The organism is Levilactobacillus sp. FUA 3915 (genome assembly GCF_044053135.1).
Taxonomy (GTDB): domain Bacteria; phylum Bacillota; class Bacilli; order Lactobacillales; family Lactobacillaceae; genus Levilactobacillus; species Levilactobacillus lanxiensis.
This window is the reverse complement of record NZ_CP168704.1, coordinates 251,865-268,697: the sequence shown is the minus strand read 5'-3', so window position 1 is coordinate 268,697 and position 16,833 is coordinate 251,865. Positions and strand designations below refer to the sequence as shown.

The window sequence follows — 16,833 nt, the reverse complement described above, 5'->3', positions numbered from 1 at the left end:
ACGCCTTTGTGCGGGTCACGAGCTGCTTTTCTAATCCGGTCGGTTAGTCATCAAATTGTTATAAAATGGGGTAACGTTGACCGTTCACGGTTTGCCCGGCATTTAGGTGGGGGTGGAACTTGTCGACGGGCTGAAAAACCAGTACAATGATTGAAAGCCGGTCGCCACTTGACCGGAATTGTGAGGAGATGCAGACTATGTTTAATATGAATCGATCCCGTTGGGGTTTTGACTGGGGCGAGTTCATTCTCGGTATTCTATTCATCGTTGCCGCGTTTGGCTTAATGCGCTCACCTAAGATCGGGCTAACCGGATTAGCCATTATTTTTGCCTTCATGGCACTGTTGAGTGGGTTGACCACGATTGCGGGTTATAAAAAATTGCATGATGCAACCGGATTACGGGCTAACTTTGCGTTAGTTTTTGGTGTCCTGGATATTCTGATTGCGGTGGTGTTCTTCTTTGACATGAACAGTGCCATCGTCACATTGGGCTACTTATTTGCCCTGTGGTTTATTTTTGACTCCATTGAACGCCTGCTGGTCGCCAGTCACCTTCGAGATTTTGGGGGCGTTTGGTTCTGGCTGTCGGTCGTTTTAGATGTCGTGACCTTAATCGTCGGCATCATGCTCTTCATTCACCCAATTGCGGCCGCCTTATCGTTGAACGTGTTGATTGCGTTCTTCTTTGCGGTCTTTGGCGTGAACGCCATTTGGATTGCCATTGCGCGCAGTCGGTCTTAATCCTAGTTGAGTCGGTAAACGGAAATCGTTTGCCGGCTTTTCTTTTATACTGATTGGCAAAATAGTTGCGCCCGCTCATGGGTCGGCTATACTGAAGAAAGTTACATACCTGCGGGGGTATCTCGAAAGGAGCTTGAATATGAAAATTGTGATTGTTGGGGGCGTGGCCGGTGGTATGGCCGCTGCCACACGACTACGGCGGTTAGATGAGACGGCAGAAATTGTGGTGCTGGAACAGGGGCCCTACGTGTCGTACGCTACCTGTGGCCTGCCTTTTTACCTATCCGGTGAAATCAGTGACCGGGAAGATCTCCTAGTTCAAACGCCCGAAAAGTTACGGCAACGGTTCGCTATCGATGTCCGGACGAATCATCGGGTAACGGCCGTTGATCCAGAGCAGCATACGGTGACCGTGGTCAGCCAGGGACAGGAACGGGTCGAAGCTTATGACCGTCTGATTTTAGCGCCCGGCGCCGTGCCAGTCGTGCCCGAATTAGCCGGGTTGGCCGCCGCGAAAAACGTCTGGGTTCTGCGCAATATTCCGGATTTAGACCAAATCATGGCGCAACTCAACGCCACAGCCGCCCAGCGCGTCACGTTAGTGGGTGGTGGCTTTATTGGCTTAGAAATGGCCGAGGCCCTGCGTCAACGGGGCCTGGCCGTGACCCTTGTGGAACAGCATCAACACCTCTTGCCACCGTTGGATGAGGAAATGGCAGCGGGCGTTCAGCGGACACTGGCGGCCCATGACGTCCGGGTCATCACCGGGCACGCAGTCCAGGGCTTCCGCCACGCGGGTCGGACATTGGTCTTGGATGATGAGACTGAACTGCAAACGGATCTGACCTTGTTGACGGTCGGTGTGCGGCCGGCCACGGACTTCCTTGCCAGCAGTGGCATCAGGTTAGGTGACCACGGCGGCATCGTGGTTGACGATTATTATCAAACCAGTGCCGCTGACGTTTACGCGGTGGGGGATGCCATCCTGGTCAAGCAACAACTGACTGGGCAGAACGCGCTCATTTCATTGGCATCACCAGCCAATCGGCAGGGCCGCCAGGTGGCAGATAACGTGGCCGGCCATCCCCGGCGGAACCGCGGGAGCATCGGCACGGCTATTGTACGGGTATTTGAGCAAACTGCGGCGATGACCGGGCTGAACGAAGCCGACCTACGCAATCAAGGCGTGCCGTTTCGAGCGGTTCACGTGCGCGAAGACAATCACGCCAGCTACTTCCCCGGTAGCCAGTCGCTCTTATTAAAGCTCCTTTTTGCCCCGGATAGCGGCGAAATCTACGGCGCACAGGGGGTTGGGCCGAGTGGCGTGGACAAGCGCATCGACGTTTTGGCCACGGCCATCAAGGGACATCTGACGGTCGCGGACCTACCGGAGTTGGAGTTGTCCTATGCGCCACCGTTTGGCTCGGCTAAGGACCCCGTGAACCTGCTGGGGTACGCCGCGTTAAACGTGGTTGAAGGCTTCAGCGACAACATTCAGTGGTCTGCGCTCAAGGAAAATGAGGTGGCCGGGCGCCAGCTTATCGACGTGCGTAATCCGGATGAATTGGCGCAGGGGTACTTCCCAGACTCCCGGAACATTCCGCTCGACCAGCTGCGTGACCGGCTAGGGGAATTAGATCCGCAGCAGGCGTACATTGTCAGCTGCCAGAGCGGTCACCGGAGTTACGTGGCCGAACGGATTTTGAAGCAGCATGGGTTTGATGTGGTTAACTTGGATGGGGGCTTTTCGCTGTATCACACGGTCCGCCCAGACGAGCTCCTCTACGACTAACTATTGAAAATTAGCCACGCGTCCGTTCCCGGCGGTGAATTCAAGGTACCCCTCTATGGAGGGCGGCTCCAGCCTGAGAAGCGGGCTTCCACCTCGCCTTGAAACCTCGCTGAAGGTCGCGAGTTTCCAAGGACGCCTCATGTTCTAAGCTGAGAATAAAGCACTCAGCTAAGAACATCGACACAGCGGGGAACCTTGATTCACCTCTGGTCACTCACACTTTCGATGGTTACCGGAAGTAGGTAGACTGGTGTGGTCGTCCCAAACTTTAGGGACGGGCGTCTTAGCTTCAGCAATAGAGGATACAGCTGCGTTAGGTAAGCCAGTTAAAAAACACGAGGAGGACCGCCGTCCTAACCTCGTGTTTTTAAATCGCCTCAAGTCATGGCGGTGTCGTCGCCCTGACCCCATCCAACGTCCCCCATGAAAAGCCGGTAAGCTTCCAAAAACCGGTGAATTTAAGAGAATCGTTAGGAAAAGACACACCCGGTGTGTTATACTGCATAAAGATTGTTTTCGAAAAGGAGCAAAGGAGAGCCATGACAGAAGATATTCGCCTGGTCATTATCACCGGGATGAGTGGGGCCGGCAAGACCGTCGCCATGCAAAGCTTTGAAGATTTAGGCTACTTTTGTATTGATAACATGCCGCCTTCGTTGCTACCGAAATTTTGGGACCTGGTTCGCGAGTCGGGGAAGCTGTCCAAGATTGCGTTAGTGATTGACCTGCGTTCACGCGCACTTTATGACGAAATTGTCCGGATGCTGAACGATGTGGCGGTTCACGGGACCATGAACGCCCAGGTGCTTTTCCTAGACGCCTCGGACGAGGAGCTGGTGTCCCGTTACAAGGAGACCCGGCGTTCCCATCCGTTGGCGCGAAATGGCCGGGTGATGGAGGGAATTCAGCGCGAGCGCACCTTGCTGGCCCCCATTCGTCAGGCAGCGCAGTTGGTCATTGATACCACAAAATTAAGCCCGCGGAAGTTGCGGGAAGAAATTTTTCATAACTACGAAACGGAAACCACCCACACGTTTCACATCGAGATCATGTCGTTTGGCTTTAAATACGGCCTGCCCATCGATGCCGACATCGTGATGGACGTCCGGTTCTTACCGAATCCGTACTATCTTCCCGAGCTACGGGAACAAACCGGGCTGGATCAGCCGGTCTATGATTACGTGATGAGTCAACCGCAAACGGAAGACTTCTATCAGCGTTTCGTCGGCCTGTTGACGTCCATCGTGCCCGGTTATAAAAAAGAGGGCAAGTCGAGCCTGACGATTGCGATTGGCTGTACCGGTGGGCAACACCGCTCGGTCGCCTTGACGCAACGCATTGGCAAGGCCCTCGGAGACACGTACCCCGTGCACGTCACCCATCGGGATATCAACAAACGAAAGGAGTCCGCTAATCGATCATGAGAGACCTAACAAACAGCCGCCGGCCCAAAATCGTGGTCATTGGCGGGGGCACGGGGCTACCAGTCATCTTGAGCAACTTACGCGATCAAGATGTTGATATCACGGCAGTCGTGACCGTTGCTGATGACGGGGGTTCCTCCGGCATCATCCGGCATTACGTGAACGTTGTGCCGCCTGGAGATATCCGTAACGTCATGGTGGCGTTGGCGGAAGTCCCAGACATTTATAAAGACTTATTCCAGTACCGGTTTGAAACGACGGACGATTTCTTTGCGGGTCACGCCATTGGCAATCTCATCATTGCCGCCCTGTCAGAAATGCGGGGGGGTATTTTTGATGCCGTGCAGGAATTATCCCAGTTGATGCGGGTCAACGGCCACATTTACCCGGCCGCGGACGAGCCACTGGAATTGCATGCGCAGTTCGCTGATGGCAGTACGCTCAGTGGCGAGTCAGAAATCACGGCCGCGCACAAGCTGATCAAGCGAGTCTGGGTCGAAACCAGTGACCACCATGACCAGCCGCAAGCCGTCCAACCCGTGATCGATGCCATCATGAACGCGGATCAAATCGTGTTAGGGCCCGGGAGCTTATTTACCAGTATCCTGCCTAACCTGATGATCAAGAGCGTGGGGGATGCGGTGCGGGATAGTTCCGCCGAGGTCGTTTACATCTGCAATATCATGACGCAGAAGGGCGAAACGGAAAACTTTACCGACGCCGATCACGTGCGCGTCTTGAATGAACATTTAAACGCAAACTTTATTGATACCGTATTGGTCAACACCCGCAAGGTGCCCGACCAGTACATTGATTACCAACGTTGGGATGAAATGTCTCAACCCGTTCGGCATGATTTTCAGGGACTCCGTGATCAGGGGTGCCGGGTCATTTCGACCGACTTTTTACAATTACGCGATAACGGGGCGTTCCACAACGGGCAAGAGGTCGTTCATGAGCTCTTGAACCTGAGTGGGCAACCGCGCTATCGAATGAAACGGAGGCCTTAACGGTGTCATATGCCAGTGAAGTCAAGAAAGAATTAACCACCCTGGAGGTCCACCGAGACAACGCTAAAGCCGAATTGGTCGCGTTGATCCGGATGAACGGTGCTTTAGGGCTCGCGAACCACCACTTTGTCTTGAACGTCCAAACGGAAAATCCAGCGATTGCCCGGCGGATGTACCAGCTGCTCAAACAGTTCTATGATTTGGAAAGTGAACTGTTGGTCCGGCGCAAGATGAAATTAAAGAAAAATAACCTGTACATCGTGCGGGTCAAGACCGGCGTCACGGAAGTCTTATCCGACCTAGGGATTTTCGACGGCATGCAATTGCTAGAGTCCGTGCCCGATGACATTTTAAACGATGACATGCGGGTGCGGTCATACCTCCGCGGGGCCTTCCTCGCCGGTGGTTCCGTCAATAATCCCGAGACCAGCCGTTATCATTTGGAAATCTACTCACTATACGAGGAACATAACCAGATGATTGCGGAGATGATGAACCGTTACGACCTCAATGCGCGGACCATCGTGCGGCGGAGTGGGTACATCACCTACCTGAAGGGTGCCGAAAAGATTGCCGACTTCCTGTCACTGATTGGCGCCACGACGGCCATGCTACGGTTCGAAGATGTCCGGATCATGCGGGACATGCGTAACTCGGTCAATCGCTTGGTCAACTGCGAGAACGCCAACATGGATAAGGTGGCCAACGCCTCGACTCGTCAACTCGATAACATTCAGTTCATTGATGCGACGGTCGGCTTGGGCCAACTGCCCATCAAGCTGCGGGAAGTTGCTGAAGCACGGATGGCGCACCAGGAAGTTAGCTTGAAGGAGCTAGGCGACCTGGTACCCGGCGGTCCGATTTCCAAATCAGGTATCAATCACCGGTTGCGTAAAATTAATGATTATGCCAAACAGCTGCGCGAAGAAGCGACGGCTTAGGCAGTAGTGAAGAGTCCAGGACTATTTCCGGGCTCTTTTTTTCTGGCCAATTTTACGCTGAAAAAATGAGCGCAAAAAAATAGCACCGGCCCGAGGGCCAGTACTATCTATCGTTAAAACAAGTTTACTTCTTTTGTTCACTACTATTCGTCATGATGTGGTCGATTAAACCATAATCAACGGCTTCTTGGGCACTCAAGTAGTTGTCCCGTTCAGTATCTTGGTTCAGACGTTCAACGGGTTGACCAGAGTTGTCAGCCAAAATCTTGTTGATCAATTGACGCGTCTTCAAGATTTCGCGAGCAGCAATTTCAATTTCAGTTTGTTGGCCTTGGGCACCACCGGATGGTTGGTGAATCATCACTTGGGCGTGAGGCAAAGCAAACCGCTTGCCCTTAGTCCCGGATGAAGCCAAGACACTGGCCATGGAAGCTGCCATCCCCAACGTAATCGTTTGCACGTCGGATTGGATGAAGTTCATGGTATCGTAAATGGCTAAGCCGGAAGAAACGACCCCACCTGGTGAGTTGATGTAAAGTGAAATGTCCTTAGTGGAGTCTTGGGCATCCAAGAAGAGCAACTGCGCAATGATGGCGTTTGCCATGTCATCTTCGATTGGACCAGACAACATAATGATCCGGTCTTTTAAGAGTCGTGAATAGATATCATAGGCCCGTTCGCCACGGGATGATTGTTCGATAACTGTTGGTACTAAATTCATGACAAGATAGCCTCCCTTATTAACAATTAAATGGCTAGCGTTTTGCTAACATGTTGTTAGTGTACCGCTATGGTCAGAGTAGGTCAAACGAAAAGACTCGCTGATGAACCCTGAACCTTTTGACTAAAACTATCATAACAGAGTTTGGCCAAACGTCACGTATTCTGTCAGTCAATCGGTAGAGTGCTAATGCCATCAAGCGTGAGTATTCAGTCAGTTGTGACCACTTGCGCCGGTTAAATAACCAGTTGCGACCAGTCTATTTATTTTTCAATTGGGATATGTTTTACTAAGAACAACGAAAGGGGGTGGCAGATTGAAAATTCACGTGGAAATCGACGACACGGTAAGCGAACCCGAGGTGACGATTCGTGCGGCGGCTAATACCGATCTCAGCCAAGTGATGGCGGCACTCAACACCGTCGGCACCACGCCCAAGCGGTTGACGCTGCGGCAACGTGGGCAGAACGTGCAAGTGGCCGTAGCGGACATTCTTTTCTTAGAGGCGGCAGATCACCAGGTCATGGTCCATACGGCCGATGCGGTCTTCGTGACCCGGCAACCGCTGTATGAGTTGGCCGAAAGCCTACCGGTGACTTTCCAACGAATTTCCAAATCAGCCATCCTCAATCGCAACCAAATCTTGTCGCTGACCAAGTCGGTGACCGGAAATTTGGTACGATTTCAACAGTCGCATAAACAAATTTACGTGTCGCGCCGGTATTACAAGGCGTTGAAGGACGCATTAGAGGAAAAGGGGTAAGTGCTATGCATCGAAATTGGTTTTGGGGTGTGTTCCTAGTGTTAGCCGCGGGCATCTTAGTGACGAGCCGAATGGGAATCTTCACCTATCAAATTGGGTTCTGGACATTGTTAGTGGCGGTCTTCTTAGTGGCTGCGTTCGTGGAAAGTTTGGTACATTTAACGGTGGGAGGGATGGTCTTCTCGCTAGCGTTCCTGGCGATTATCTTTGCCAAACCGTTGGGTATCGCGGCGTTAGCGCCCTGGACGATTCTCGGGGCCGCCATCTTGCTGACAGCCGGGTTGTCCCTGATCATCAAGCCACGGTGGCGGTGGCACCATCATGGCCCGCGCGTCATCGTCAATGGTCAGGACTGGCATCATCGGGGACAAGATTGGACGGAGGAAGATGTTCAGGACGTGGATGATCCCGAACTGACCGTAGACGTCAACATGAGTAGTAGTATTCGGTACCTGCAGTCACAGGATTTCAAACGGGCGATCATCAAGGTGTCCATGGGCAACGCCAAGGTTTATTTTGACAACGTGAAGGTCAATGACGCGGGTGCGGATATCTACGTGGATGACTCGTTTGGGGGCGTCGAACTCTACCTCCCCAAGACGTGGAACGTTAAAAATGATATGAATACTAGCTTTGGCGCAATCGAGGAAAAAGGTTTCCAAGAGATTGATCCGAATGCGCCGGAAGTCCGGGTTCACGGGAATATTTCCTTCGGTGGCATGACCATCATTTATGTCTAAGTAAAAATTTTGCGACGGCCCCTTGAATTTATATGCAGTATCAGGTATAGTAATTAAGTACTCAAAAATACTGATGCTGTTATGCGCCCGTAGTGTAATGGATCGCACGTAAGATTCCGGTTCTTGAAATGGGGGTTCGATTCCCTCCGGGCGCATCAGTTGGTCGTAACCCTTGTGGTTGCGGCCTTTTTTGTTTAAACAAGCGGATTAAGTTGGGGTATTTGTGGACAAATGTACACCAGAATGTAACCATAGATGGATATTTTTTTGTCTAGCAGGCCCTTCGCAAGTCTAAATAACGACAGGAAAAAAGCCCAGGATTTAATCCCAGGCTCTGAATATAACCTTAAGTTAGCGACGAATCTGATCCCAACGTTTCCGCAGGGGCAGGGCAATCAATGGCGCCACAAGCACATCTAATAGTAATTCTGGGACGCCGTTAGTGAGCAACGAAATCATTAAGACGTAGCCTAAGGTTTGGTTGCCTTGAGCGCCGAACGCGGTGGCCACGGCGGGTGTTTGGTAGAAGATGAAGACCAATCCCAAGACTAGCAACGTGTTGACCAGCGCCGCACAGCCGGCAGCGACCTGCATGGATCGGCGTTGGGACCAGTGACGCTTGAGTCCCCAAGCATACAGGCCACCCGCCACCAGTCCCATCAATAGGCGGGGCAGAATAGAAATAAAGGGGTTGGTAAAGATCAATGGAGCTACCGGACTGGACGGCCAGGTGAAGGCCCGAATGAACGTGATCAGTCCCCAGAAACCACCAATGGCCATACCATCCTTCGGTCCTAAGGCGGTGCCGGCGACGATGACGGTTAACCCAATCAACGTCATACTGAAGGGCCCAAAGGGGATGTAGCCCAAAAATGGAATGATATTTTGTAGTAAAACAATCGCCATGAGGAGCGCGTCCACCACCAGGCGGAAAGTCTTATGTCGCGTCATTTACCGAAACCTCCACGTAAGTTAATGCCGTTATTATAGCATGATTTTTCACGAAAACAGTCAAACTGACTTGTATTTTTATCCAAAATCAGTTATAGTAATTGAGGTGTTGTTCATAACAATTTTTATGCGCCCGTAGTGTAATGGATCGCACGTAAGATTCCGGTTCTTGAAATGGGGGTTCGATTCCCTCCGGGCGCATCACTAACAACACGGCATCTCATACCTTCGGGTGTGGGATTTTTTTATACCGTGAAATCAGTTTGTGGCTGTTGTAACGGGGGAGTTGGGGGACGTCACGACTAGCTAAAGTCTTCTGAACGATGACTAATTTATGCGAGAAAATCACCAATCTAGGGGCTGCCAGTGAAACCCAGTTTTCCTGTTCCTTCTATTGTAAGGGCTTACATAAATTAACAGACTGAATCACTTGCTAAAGCGCTTGTGGTGACTTATACTATTAGTCGTAAAAGGTTGGCTCTGGTTGGCCTTTAAATTTTTGACCAGGGTGGGCGTTTATCAGCCACCTCTGGTCGAATAACGTCCCACTAGGAGGTAAGCAGGATGCATGAAGATTGGCAGTGGGTCGAGGCAATTATGCCCCAGATGGTTGGGAAACTGACCAGCCGCTTCCGTGTTCTGCAAGGAATCGCCAACCTCCAACCCGTCGGTCGACGGACCCTCGCCACCAAGCTAGCTTGCTCGGAGCGCACCGTGCGGACAACGACGGATGCCTTAGCGGGACTGGGATTTGTTCAAATGTCCGTGAAGGGCATGCAGATTACGGCCACGGGTCAACGCGTTCTACAGGGGTTAGCCCCCGTTATGAATGACTTGGCTGGGCGGCAACAGCGGGAACGTGAACTGGCACAACGGTTGGGCATTGCCCACTGTACCATTGTACCCGGTGATAGCACCGCGGCGAATGGCTCGCTCAACGGCTTAGCCCAGGCAGCTAGTCAGGTGTTGAATGATCAGTTACCGCAGGGGCAGAGTACCGTGGCTGTCATGGGGGGTCACACGTTGGCCACCGTGGCGGATGCGTTGACCCCGGCATTAGCTGTTAACCGGCAGTTACTATTTGTTCCGGCCCGGGGTGGTGTTGGTGAATCGCCAACCATTCAGGCCAACGCGGTTAGTGCCGCTATGGCAGAACACACCAACAGCGAGTTCCGACAGCTGTATGTGCCTGAGCAATTAAATACGGAGACCTACAAGCCGCTCTTTGCCGAGCCAGCCATTCACGAAGTTCTCCAGTTGATTGCCCAGAGCAATGTGGTGATTCACGGTATCGGCCAGGCATTTGTCATGGCCGAGCGGCGCAACATGGACCCGCACGTGATCGCCGATTTATCTGCGGCCCATGCCGTGGGTGAGGCCTTTGGTTATTTCTATGACGACCAGGGCCACGTCGTCAGCAAGTTCCCCCGTATCGGGCTGGAAATTGGCGACTTAGCCGCTAAACAATTAGTCATCGCCGTCGCCGGTGGTGCCGAGAAGGGCGCTGCGATTGCGGCGTACATGCGTTTAGCGCCAGCACAGACTTGGTTAATTACCGACGAAGGTGCTGCTGACTTTGTTTTAAAGAAGTGATACAATGAACATGTATTGCTTTTTAAAAAAATTATCTTTGTTTGCTTCCTGAAGGAGGAAATCACAGTATGACTGTAAAGATTGGTATTAATGGTTTCGGACGTATCGGCCGTTTGGCTTTCAAGCGGATTCACGAACTCCACTCAAGTGACATCGAAGTTGTTGCCATCAACGATTTGACGACACCTTCAATGTTGGCTTACTTGTTGAAGTATGACTCAACTCATGGTCGTTTCCCTGGCGAGGTTTCCGCTACGGACAAGGGCATCGTGGTTGACGGTAAGGAATACCCTGTTTACGCTGACCCTAAGGCTCAAGACATTCCTTGGGTTAAGAACGACGGTGTTGACTTCGTTCTCGAATGTACCGGTTTCTACACTTCCGAAGAAAAGGCTCACGCCCACATCGATGCTGGTGTTAAGCGGGTATTAGTATCTGCTCCAGCCGGTGCCGTTACGACGGTTGTTCCTGGTGTTAACTTGGACGTCTTAAGCAAGGACGATGTTATCGTTTCTGCTGGTTCTTGCACCACGAACTGTTTAGCACCTATGGCTTACTTCATGAACGAAGAATTCGGGATCAAGGCCGGGACTATGACCACGATTCACGCCTTCACTGCTACCCAACAAATCTTGGATGGCCCTCGCGGTAAGAAGATGCGTAACAACCGTACTGCCAGTGTTAACACGATTCCTCACTCAACTGGTGCCGCTAAGGCTATCGGTTTAGTTATCCCTGACTTAAAGGGTAAGTTACAAGGCCACGCACAACGTGTTCCTTTGACTGACGGTTCTTTGACGGAATTAGTTACTGTTCTGGACAAGAAGGTTACTGCTGACGAAATCAACGACGCTATGAAGAAGCATGCTGAAGGTAACGATGCCTTTGGTTACAACGCCGACGAAATCGTTTCTTCAGACATCATCGATGATGACCACGGTTCTGTCTTTGACCCAACCCAAACTGAAGTTACGACTAACGGTGACACCCAATTAGTTAAGACTGTTTCATGGTACGACAACGAATGGGGCTTCACTTGCAACATGGTCCGGACTTTATTGCACTTCGCAACTCTCTAATCCGACCGTTGTAACAGTAGCTTATAAATAGACTCACGAACGCGGCGGAGGGAGGAATTTCTTCGCTGCGTTTTTTGTAAGTCGTTAAAAATTTGCACAAGTCCTTTGAAATTCAGAGGTAAGTGCTGTATATTGTGAAAGTAATCATTTAAAGATAAAAACTCAAGGAGGATTTCAGAATTGGCTAAATTAACAGTTTCTGATTTAGACTTAGAGGGCAAAAAAGTCCTGATGCGGGTCGACTTTAACGTCCCAATCAAAGATGGCGTGATTGGTAACGATAACCGTATCGTTGCTGCATTACCAACGATCAAGTACGTAATCGAACATGGTGGCAAGGCTATCCTCTTATCCCACTTAGGTCGGATCAAGAAGGAAGACGACAAGCCAGCATTGTCCATGCGTCCAGTTGCTGAACGTCTGTCCAACTTGTTAAACAAGCCTGTAACCTTCGTCCCAACGACTGAAGGCAAGCAGCTTGAAGATGCCATTGATGGCTTAAACAATGGCGACGTCTTAGTAATGGAAAACACCCGTTACGAAGATGTTAAAGACGGCGAATACGTTAAGCGTGAATCCGGTAACGACCCTGAATTGGGCAAGTACTGGGCTTCATTGGGTGACGTCTTCGTTAACGATGCTTTTGGGACGGCTCACCGTTCTCACGCATCTAACGCCGGCATCGCTGCTAACATGGCCCAAACGGCTGCTGGTTTCTTGATGGAAAAGGAAATCAAGTTCATCGGTGGCGCCGTTGACAACCCAGAACACCCATTTGTTGCTATCTTGGGTGGTGCTAAGGTTTCCGACAAGATCGGTGTGATCGACAACTTGCTGGCTAAGGCTGACAAGATTCTTATCGGTGGTGGGATGACTTACACGTTCTACGCTGCTAAGGGTATGAAGATTGGGAACTCATTAGTTGAAACCGACAAGATCGACTTAGCCAAGGAAATCTTGGACAAGGCCGGCGACAAGTTGGTTCTGCCTGTTGACTCCGTTGTTGCTGAAAAATTTGACAACGATGCCGCTCACAAGACGGTTGACGGTGACGTGCCTGATGGCTACATGGCCTTGGACATCGGACCTAAGTCAGTCGCTGAATTCGAAGACGTTCTGAAGACTGCCAAGACGGTTGTTTGGAACGGCCCAATGGGTGTCTTTGAAATGAGCAACTACGCTGAAGGAACTTTGGAAATTGGTAAGTTCTTGGGGACCTTGACGGATGCTAAGACGATTGTCGGTGGTGGTGACTCAACTGCTGCTGTTCAACAACTTGGTGTTGCTGACAAGCTTTCCCACATTTCTACTGGTGGTGGGGCTTCTCTCGAATACCTCGAAGGGAAGACGTTACCAGGAATTGCCGCAATTTCTGATAAGTAAATTAATAAAGAGCTGTGGTGGTTGTCATCACGGCTTTTTATTGTGATAGTCGCCGATTATTAAGGGTCTTCGCTGGCTAATCCAGTGGGAATTCGGTAAGATGATGGGCGTAGTCAATTTATTTTTAGGAAAGGGTGGATTAGGTTGCGGATACCACTCATTGCGGGTAACTGGAAAATGAACAAAACGGTCGCGGAAGCGCGCAGTTTCATTGAAGCTGTGCAGGGCAAGCTACCGGCTGCGGACGTCGTGGAAACGGCGATTGCCGCACCAGCGTTATTTTTACAGACCATGTTAGAGGCAAATACTGAAGATGTGCTGCGCATTGGCGCGGAGGCTTGCTACTACGAAGATGACGGGGCGTATACGGGTGAAACTAGCCCACGCGCGCTTCACGAGATGGGGATTCCGTATACCATCGTCGGTCACTCCGAACGGCGCCGCTACTTTAACGAGACGGATGATGTCATTAACCGGAAAGTCCAAGCGGTTTTCCGAAATGGTATGACCCCAATCGTCTGTTGTGACGAAACCATGGGACGACGCGAATCCGGTGAAAAAATTCACTGGGTCGTCAATCAGGTGACCGCCGCATTAAAGGGTGTCAGTCCAGAAGATGCTGCGAAGATCGTGGTTGCCTATGAACCCAGCTGGGCGATTGGCAGCGGGACTTCCGCATCGACCGACCAAGCCGAAGAAGGCTGCTACCTGATTCGCCAAACGTTGGCAGACATTTACTCGGATGATTTAGCCAATGGCGTTCGAATTCTCTACGGTGGGAGCGTCAAGCCCGACAATATTGCTGGTCTGATGGCCAAAAATAATGTCGATGGCGTGCTCGCCGGGGGCTCTAGTTTGGATGAAAACTCTTTCATTCAGCTGGCGAACTACCAAAATTTGTAATTCGAGCAAAATGTGATTGAAAGTTCAAAGTTAAACTTATAGAATAAAGCATGGGATTGTTGTTTTGTTCCCGTGAAGCCAAACACTCATAAGGAGAGAATACAAAAAATGTCTATTATTTCTGATATTTACGCACGCGAAGTCTTAGATTCTCGTGGTAACCCAACTGTTGAAGTTGAACTTTACACTGAAGCCGGTGCAATGGGCCGGGGGATCGTTCCTTCTGGTGCCTCAACTGGTGAACATGAAGCCGTTGAACTTCGTGATGGCGACAAGAGTCGTTTCATGGGTAAGGGTGTTACTAAGGCTGTTGACAACGTAAACAACATCATCGCCAAAGAAATCGTTGGCTACGATGTTACCGACCAACGTGCCATTGACCAAGCTATGATCGACTTGGACGGTACGCCAAACAAGGGTAAGTTAGGTGCTAACGCTATCTTAGGTGTTTCCTTAGCTGCTGCCCGTGCTGCTGCTGACGAATTAGGCCAACCTCTGTACAACTACTTAGGCGGGTTCAATGGTCACGTCCTTCCTACGCCAATGATGAACGTTATCAACGGTGGGAAGCACGCCAACAACAAGGTTGATTTCCAAGAATTCATGATCATGCCTGTTGGTGCCAAGACCGTCAAGGAAGCTATCCGGATGGGTTCAGAAACGTTCCACAACTTGAAGAACTTGTTGAACGAAAAGGGCTACTCGACTGCCGTTGGTGACGAAGGTGGTTTCGCTCCTGACTTGAAGAACAACGAAGAACCATTCGAAATCTTAGTTGAAGCTATCAAGAACGCCGGTTACGTACCTGGTAAGGACGTTGCTATCGCCTTTGACTGTGCCTCATCAGAATTCTACAATGCCGACACCAAGAAGTACGAACTTAAGGGTGACGGTAAGGAATACACTGCTGAAGAATTTGTTAGCTTGCTGGAAAGCATCGTTGACAAGTACCCAGTTGTTTCCATCGAAGATCCTTTGGACGAAAACGAATGGGCTGACTGGCAAATGGCTACTGAACGCCTTGGCAAGAAGGTCCAAATCGTTGGTGACGACTTATTCGTTACGAACACGGACTACTTGGCAAAGGGTATCAAGATGGGCGTTGCCAACTCTATCTTAATCAAGCTGAACCAAATCGGTACTTTGACTGAAACTGTTGAAGCCGTTGAAATGGCTAAGCAAGCTGGTTACACGGCCGTTATCTCTCACCGTTCTGGTGAAACTGAAGACACGACTATCTCTGACTTGGTTGTTGCTTTGAACGCCGGCCAAATCAAGACTGGTTCAATGAGCCGTGGCGAACGTATCGCTAAGTACAACCAATTAATGCGGATCGAAGACCAATTAGGTAAGACTTCCAACTACAAGGGTATTCACTCCTTCTACAACTTGAGCGAAGATGCGCGTTTAGCCATCATCAACAAGTAGCTTAAAAATGAATTTCAAGAAGCAAGTCCAGTGATGGGCCTGCTTCTTTTTTTACATATTTTTTTGAGCGAAAAAGAATGGCGAAAAAGAATTTGAAAAACTTGCGCGAAAAATAAAATAATCGGCGATTTCTTACGGAGTTAACTTTAACGAGGGGGAATTACAATGATGAATTTTACAAGATTGCGCGTCATGCTGTTGATGGTTAGTGGCTTTACTGTGGGGATGGGGAGTGTTGGGGCTTTTGGGGGTTCGGTAGCGTTGGCTAAATTGGTAACGGTAGAGCACAAGATAAATGCTTTTAGTGAAGGTGATACTAAACCCCAGACAGTGCTTTATAAGAAAGAGAAACAGGATCTTCAAACTGAAGATGACGTGAAGACATTACCAGCGTTGGAACATTTTACGTCGCAGCATTATTCGGAACATAAAGGACAAGTAACGGTTGCATATAACGGTTCTCAAGCCTTGGCACATGTCCACCTAATTTTTGAGATTGAGAATGGGAAAATAATTTCTAAACGAGAATCTAAACCAGAATTAACTCTCGGCGGTCGGTTAGTCTTTGATGTTCCGGTAGGTTATAAGTTGGTTGATGTTGGGGATGCTGAGCGCAGGGTGCTGTCTTTATCTGAAGAATGGCGTGTTAAGGTTAAGGCCATTTCCACGGGGGAACCTGGTGGGCAAGTGGCTGGTTCTGAACCAAACGGCGGACCGAATCTGCAAGTACCTGATACGAAACCAGAACCGAAACCAGAACCGAAACCAGAACCAGGTAAACCCGCAAAGCAACCAAACGCTGGTGACAAGGACGTAGTGGCCATTCCTAAGCCGCCAGCACCGTCGAAGCCCCAAACTAAACCAAGTACACCGCAATTACCAACGCCGCATCCTAAGCCTGTTCAGGTGCCAATAACGACACACCCAATTGGGCAGCCGGCCTTGGTCACTGTTTTACGGCCAGGCAAGAAGCCGGTGCCCACGCTGACCACCGCACCCAGCACCAGTACCTTGCCCCAATTACAGGTGGCTAATCATCCGTTGAGCCATCAGTGGGCAGCGGACTGGTGGCAACCGGTAACGGCGACCGTTACGGCAGACAAGCCAGTCAAACGACCAACTCAGCCAACACATCAGCCCCAAACGGCTCATCATCGTCCGGGTACGACCCAATCGACTAGTGGTCAACGGCCAGGGCACATTATGAAGCCATCCTCATCGGTAAAAACGTCGCAGTTACCCCAAACAGATGAACAAACGCTTCCATTGGCGTGGTACGGCGCTAGCGTCCTTCTAGGCCTCACCGGTCTGACCGGGTACCGGCGGATTCGTCGTTAGTCTGACAACATTTTGTGCTAAACT

The 16,833-nt window shown here is 50.6% G+C and carries 15 protein-coding genes and 2 tRNA genes; 15 read left to right on the top strand and 2 right to left on the bottom strand.

The genetic code is table 11. The annotated features are described in order from the left end of the window. Positions 1 to 197 precede the first annotated feature (197 nt). The 5 genes from ACEPST_RS01685 to whiA all read left to right on the top strand — a co-directional run bounded on the left by ACEPST_RS01685 (position 198) and on the right by whiA (position 5,910). Positions 198 to 743, top strand: a complete 546-nt coding sequence (locus tag ACEPST_RS01685) for an HdeD family acid-resistance protein (protein ID WP_203638906.1) — start codon at positions 198 to 200, stop codon at positions 741 to 743. 139 nt (positions 744 to 882) lie between these two features. After that, the gene (locus tag ACEPST_RS01680) at positions 883 to 2,535 is read left to right on the top strand and encodes an FAD-dependent oxidoreductase (protein WP_395390471.1); all 1,653 of its coding nucleotides are present in this window, start codon (positions 883 to 885) and stop codon (positions 2,533 to 2,535) included. 539 nt (positions 2,536 to 3,074) lie between these two features. Continuing rightward, on the top strand, positions 3,075 to 3,959 hold the full coding sequence (rapZ, locus tag ACEPST_RS01675) for an RNase adapter RapZ (RefSeq protein WP_395390470.1): 885 nt from the start codon (positions 3,075 to 3,077) through the stop codon (positions 3,957 to 3,959). Next, a complete protein-coding gene (locus tag ACEPST_RS01670) occupies positions 3,956 to 4,969 on the top strand; it encodes a gluconeogenesis factor YvcK family protein (RefSeq protein WP_203644736.1) in 1,014 nt (337 codons plus the stop codon). The genes rapZ and ACEPST_RS01670 overlap by 4 nt, the downstream gene beginning before the upstream one ends. A gap of 2 nt (positions 4,970 to 4,971) precedes the next feature. Further along, complete coding sequence (whiA, locus tag ACEPST_RS01665; RefSeq protein ID WP_203639822.1) at positions 4,972 to 5,910, top strand: DNA-binding protein WhiA; 939 nt, start codon at positions 4,972 to 4,974, stop codon at positions 5,908 to 5,910. Between the two features lie 124 nt (positions 5,911 to 6,034). Here the strand turns inward: whiA and clpP are convergent, their stop codons facing one another. Further along, positions 6,035 to 6,631 carry an ATP-dependent Clp endopeptidase proteolytic subunit ClpP gene (gene clpP, locus ACEPST_RS01660; RefSeq protein ID WP_125765551.1) on the bottom strand — a complete coding sequence of 199 codons (597 nt, stop codon included), beginning with the start codon at positions 6,629 to 6,631 and terminating at the stop codon, positions 6,035 to 6,037. A gap of 316 nt (positions 6,632 to 6,947) precedes the next feature. Between clpP and ACEPST_RS01655 the strand changes: the two genes are divergently transcribed. From ACEPST_RS01655 to ACEPST_RS01645, 3 genes are all read left to right on the top strand, one after another. Next, a complete protein-coding gene (locus ACEPST_RS01655; RefSeq protein ID WP_204120935.1) occupies positions 6,948 to 7,394 on the top strand; it encodes a LytTR family DNA-binding domain-containing protein in 447 nt (148 codons plus the stop codon). Between the two features lie 5 nt (positions 7,395 to 7,399). Then, positions 7,400 to 8,134, top strand: coding sequence for a LiaF transmembrane domain-containing protein (locus tag ACEPST_RS01650; protein WP_204120934.1), 735 nt, complete (start codon positions 7,400 to 7,402; stop codon positions 8,132 to 8,134). Between the two features lie 83 nt (positions 8,135 to 8,217). After that, positions 8,218 to 8,289 (top strand) — tRNA-Arg (locus tag ACEPST_RS01645). Positions 8,290 to 8,485: 196 nt separating this feature from the next. On the opposite strand, the gene ACEPST_RS01640 is transcribed toward ACEPST_RS01645, so the two are convergent. Beyond that, on the bottom strand, positions 8,486 to 9,085 hold the full coding sequence (locus ACEPST_RS01640; RefSeq protein ID WP_204120933.1) for an ECF transporter S component: 600 nt from the start codon (positions 9,083 to 9,085) through the stop codon (positions 8,486 to 8,488). A gap of 129 nt (positions 9,086 to 9,214) precedes the next feature. Here ACEPST_RS01640 and ACEPST_RS01635 point away from each other — a divergent pair. The 7 genes from ACEPST_RS01635 to ACEPST_RS01605 all read left to right on the top strand — a co-directional run bounded on the left by ACEPST_RS01635 (position 9,215) and on the right by ACEPST_RS01605 (position 16,809). Beyond that, positions 9,215 to 9,286 (top strand) — tRNA-Arg (locus tag ACEPST_RS01635). Positions 9,287 to 9,649: 363 nt separating this feature from the next. Further along, complete coding sequence (locus ACEPST_RS01630) at positions 9,650 to 10,678, top strand: sugar-binding transcriptional regulator (protein ID WP_204120932.1); 1,029 nt, start codon at positions 9,650 to 9,652, stop codon at positions 10,676 to 10,678. A 68-nt stretch (positions 10,679 to 10,746) separates the two neighbouring features. After that, positions 10,747 to 11,757, top strand: coding sequence for a type I glyceraldehyde-3-phosphate dehydrogenase (gap, locus tag ACEPST_RS01625; RefSeq protein ID WP_204120931.1), 1,011 nt, complete (start codon positions 10,747 to 10,749; stop codon positions 11,755 to 11,757). A 180-nt stretch (positions 11,758 to 11,937) separates the two neighbouring features. After that, complete coding sequence (locus tag ACEPST_RS01620) at positions 11,938 to 13,140, top strand: phosphoglycerate kinase (RefSeq protein WP_125765557.1); 1,203 nt, start codon at positions 11,938 to 11,940, stop codon at positions 13,138 to 13,140. Positions 13,141 to 13,284: 144 nt separating this feature from the next. Continuing rightward, entirely contained in the window at positions 13,285 to 14,043 is a 759-nt protein-coding gene (gene tpiA, locus ACEPST_RS01615; RefSeq protein ID WP_204120930.1) for a triose-phosphate isomerase, read from the top strand. Between the two features lie 108 nt (positions 14,044 to 14,151). Further along, positions 14,152 to 15,471 carry a phosphopyruvate hydratase gene (eno, locus tag ACEPST_RS01610; RefSeq protein WP_203639817.1) on the top strand — a complete coding sequence of 440 codons (1,320 nt, stop codon included), beginning with the start codon at positions 14,152 to 14,154 and terminating at the stop codon, positions 15,469 to 15,471. Positions 15,472 to 15,636: 165 nt separating this feature from the next. Further along, complete coding sequence (locus tag ACEPST_RS01605; RefSeq protein WP_204120929.1) at positions 15,637 to 16,809, top strand: LPXTG cell wall anchor domain-containing protein; 1,173 nt, start codon at positions 15,637 to 15,639, stop codon at positions 16,807 to 16,809. Positions 16,810 to 16,833: the final 24 nt, after the last annotated feature.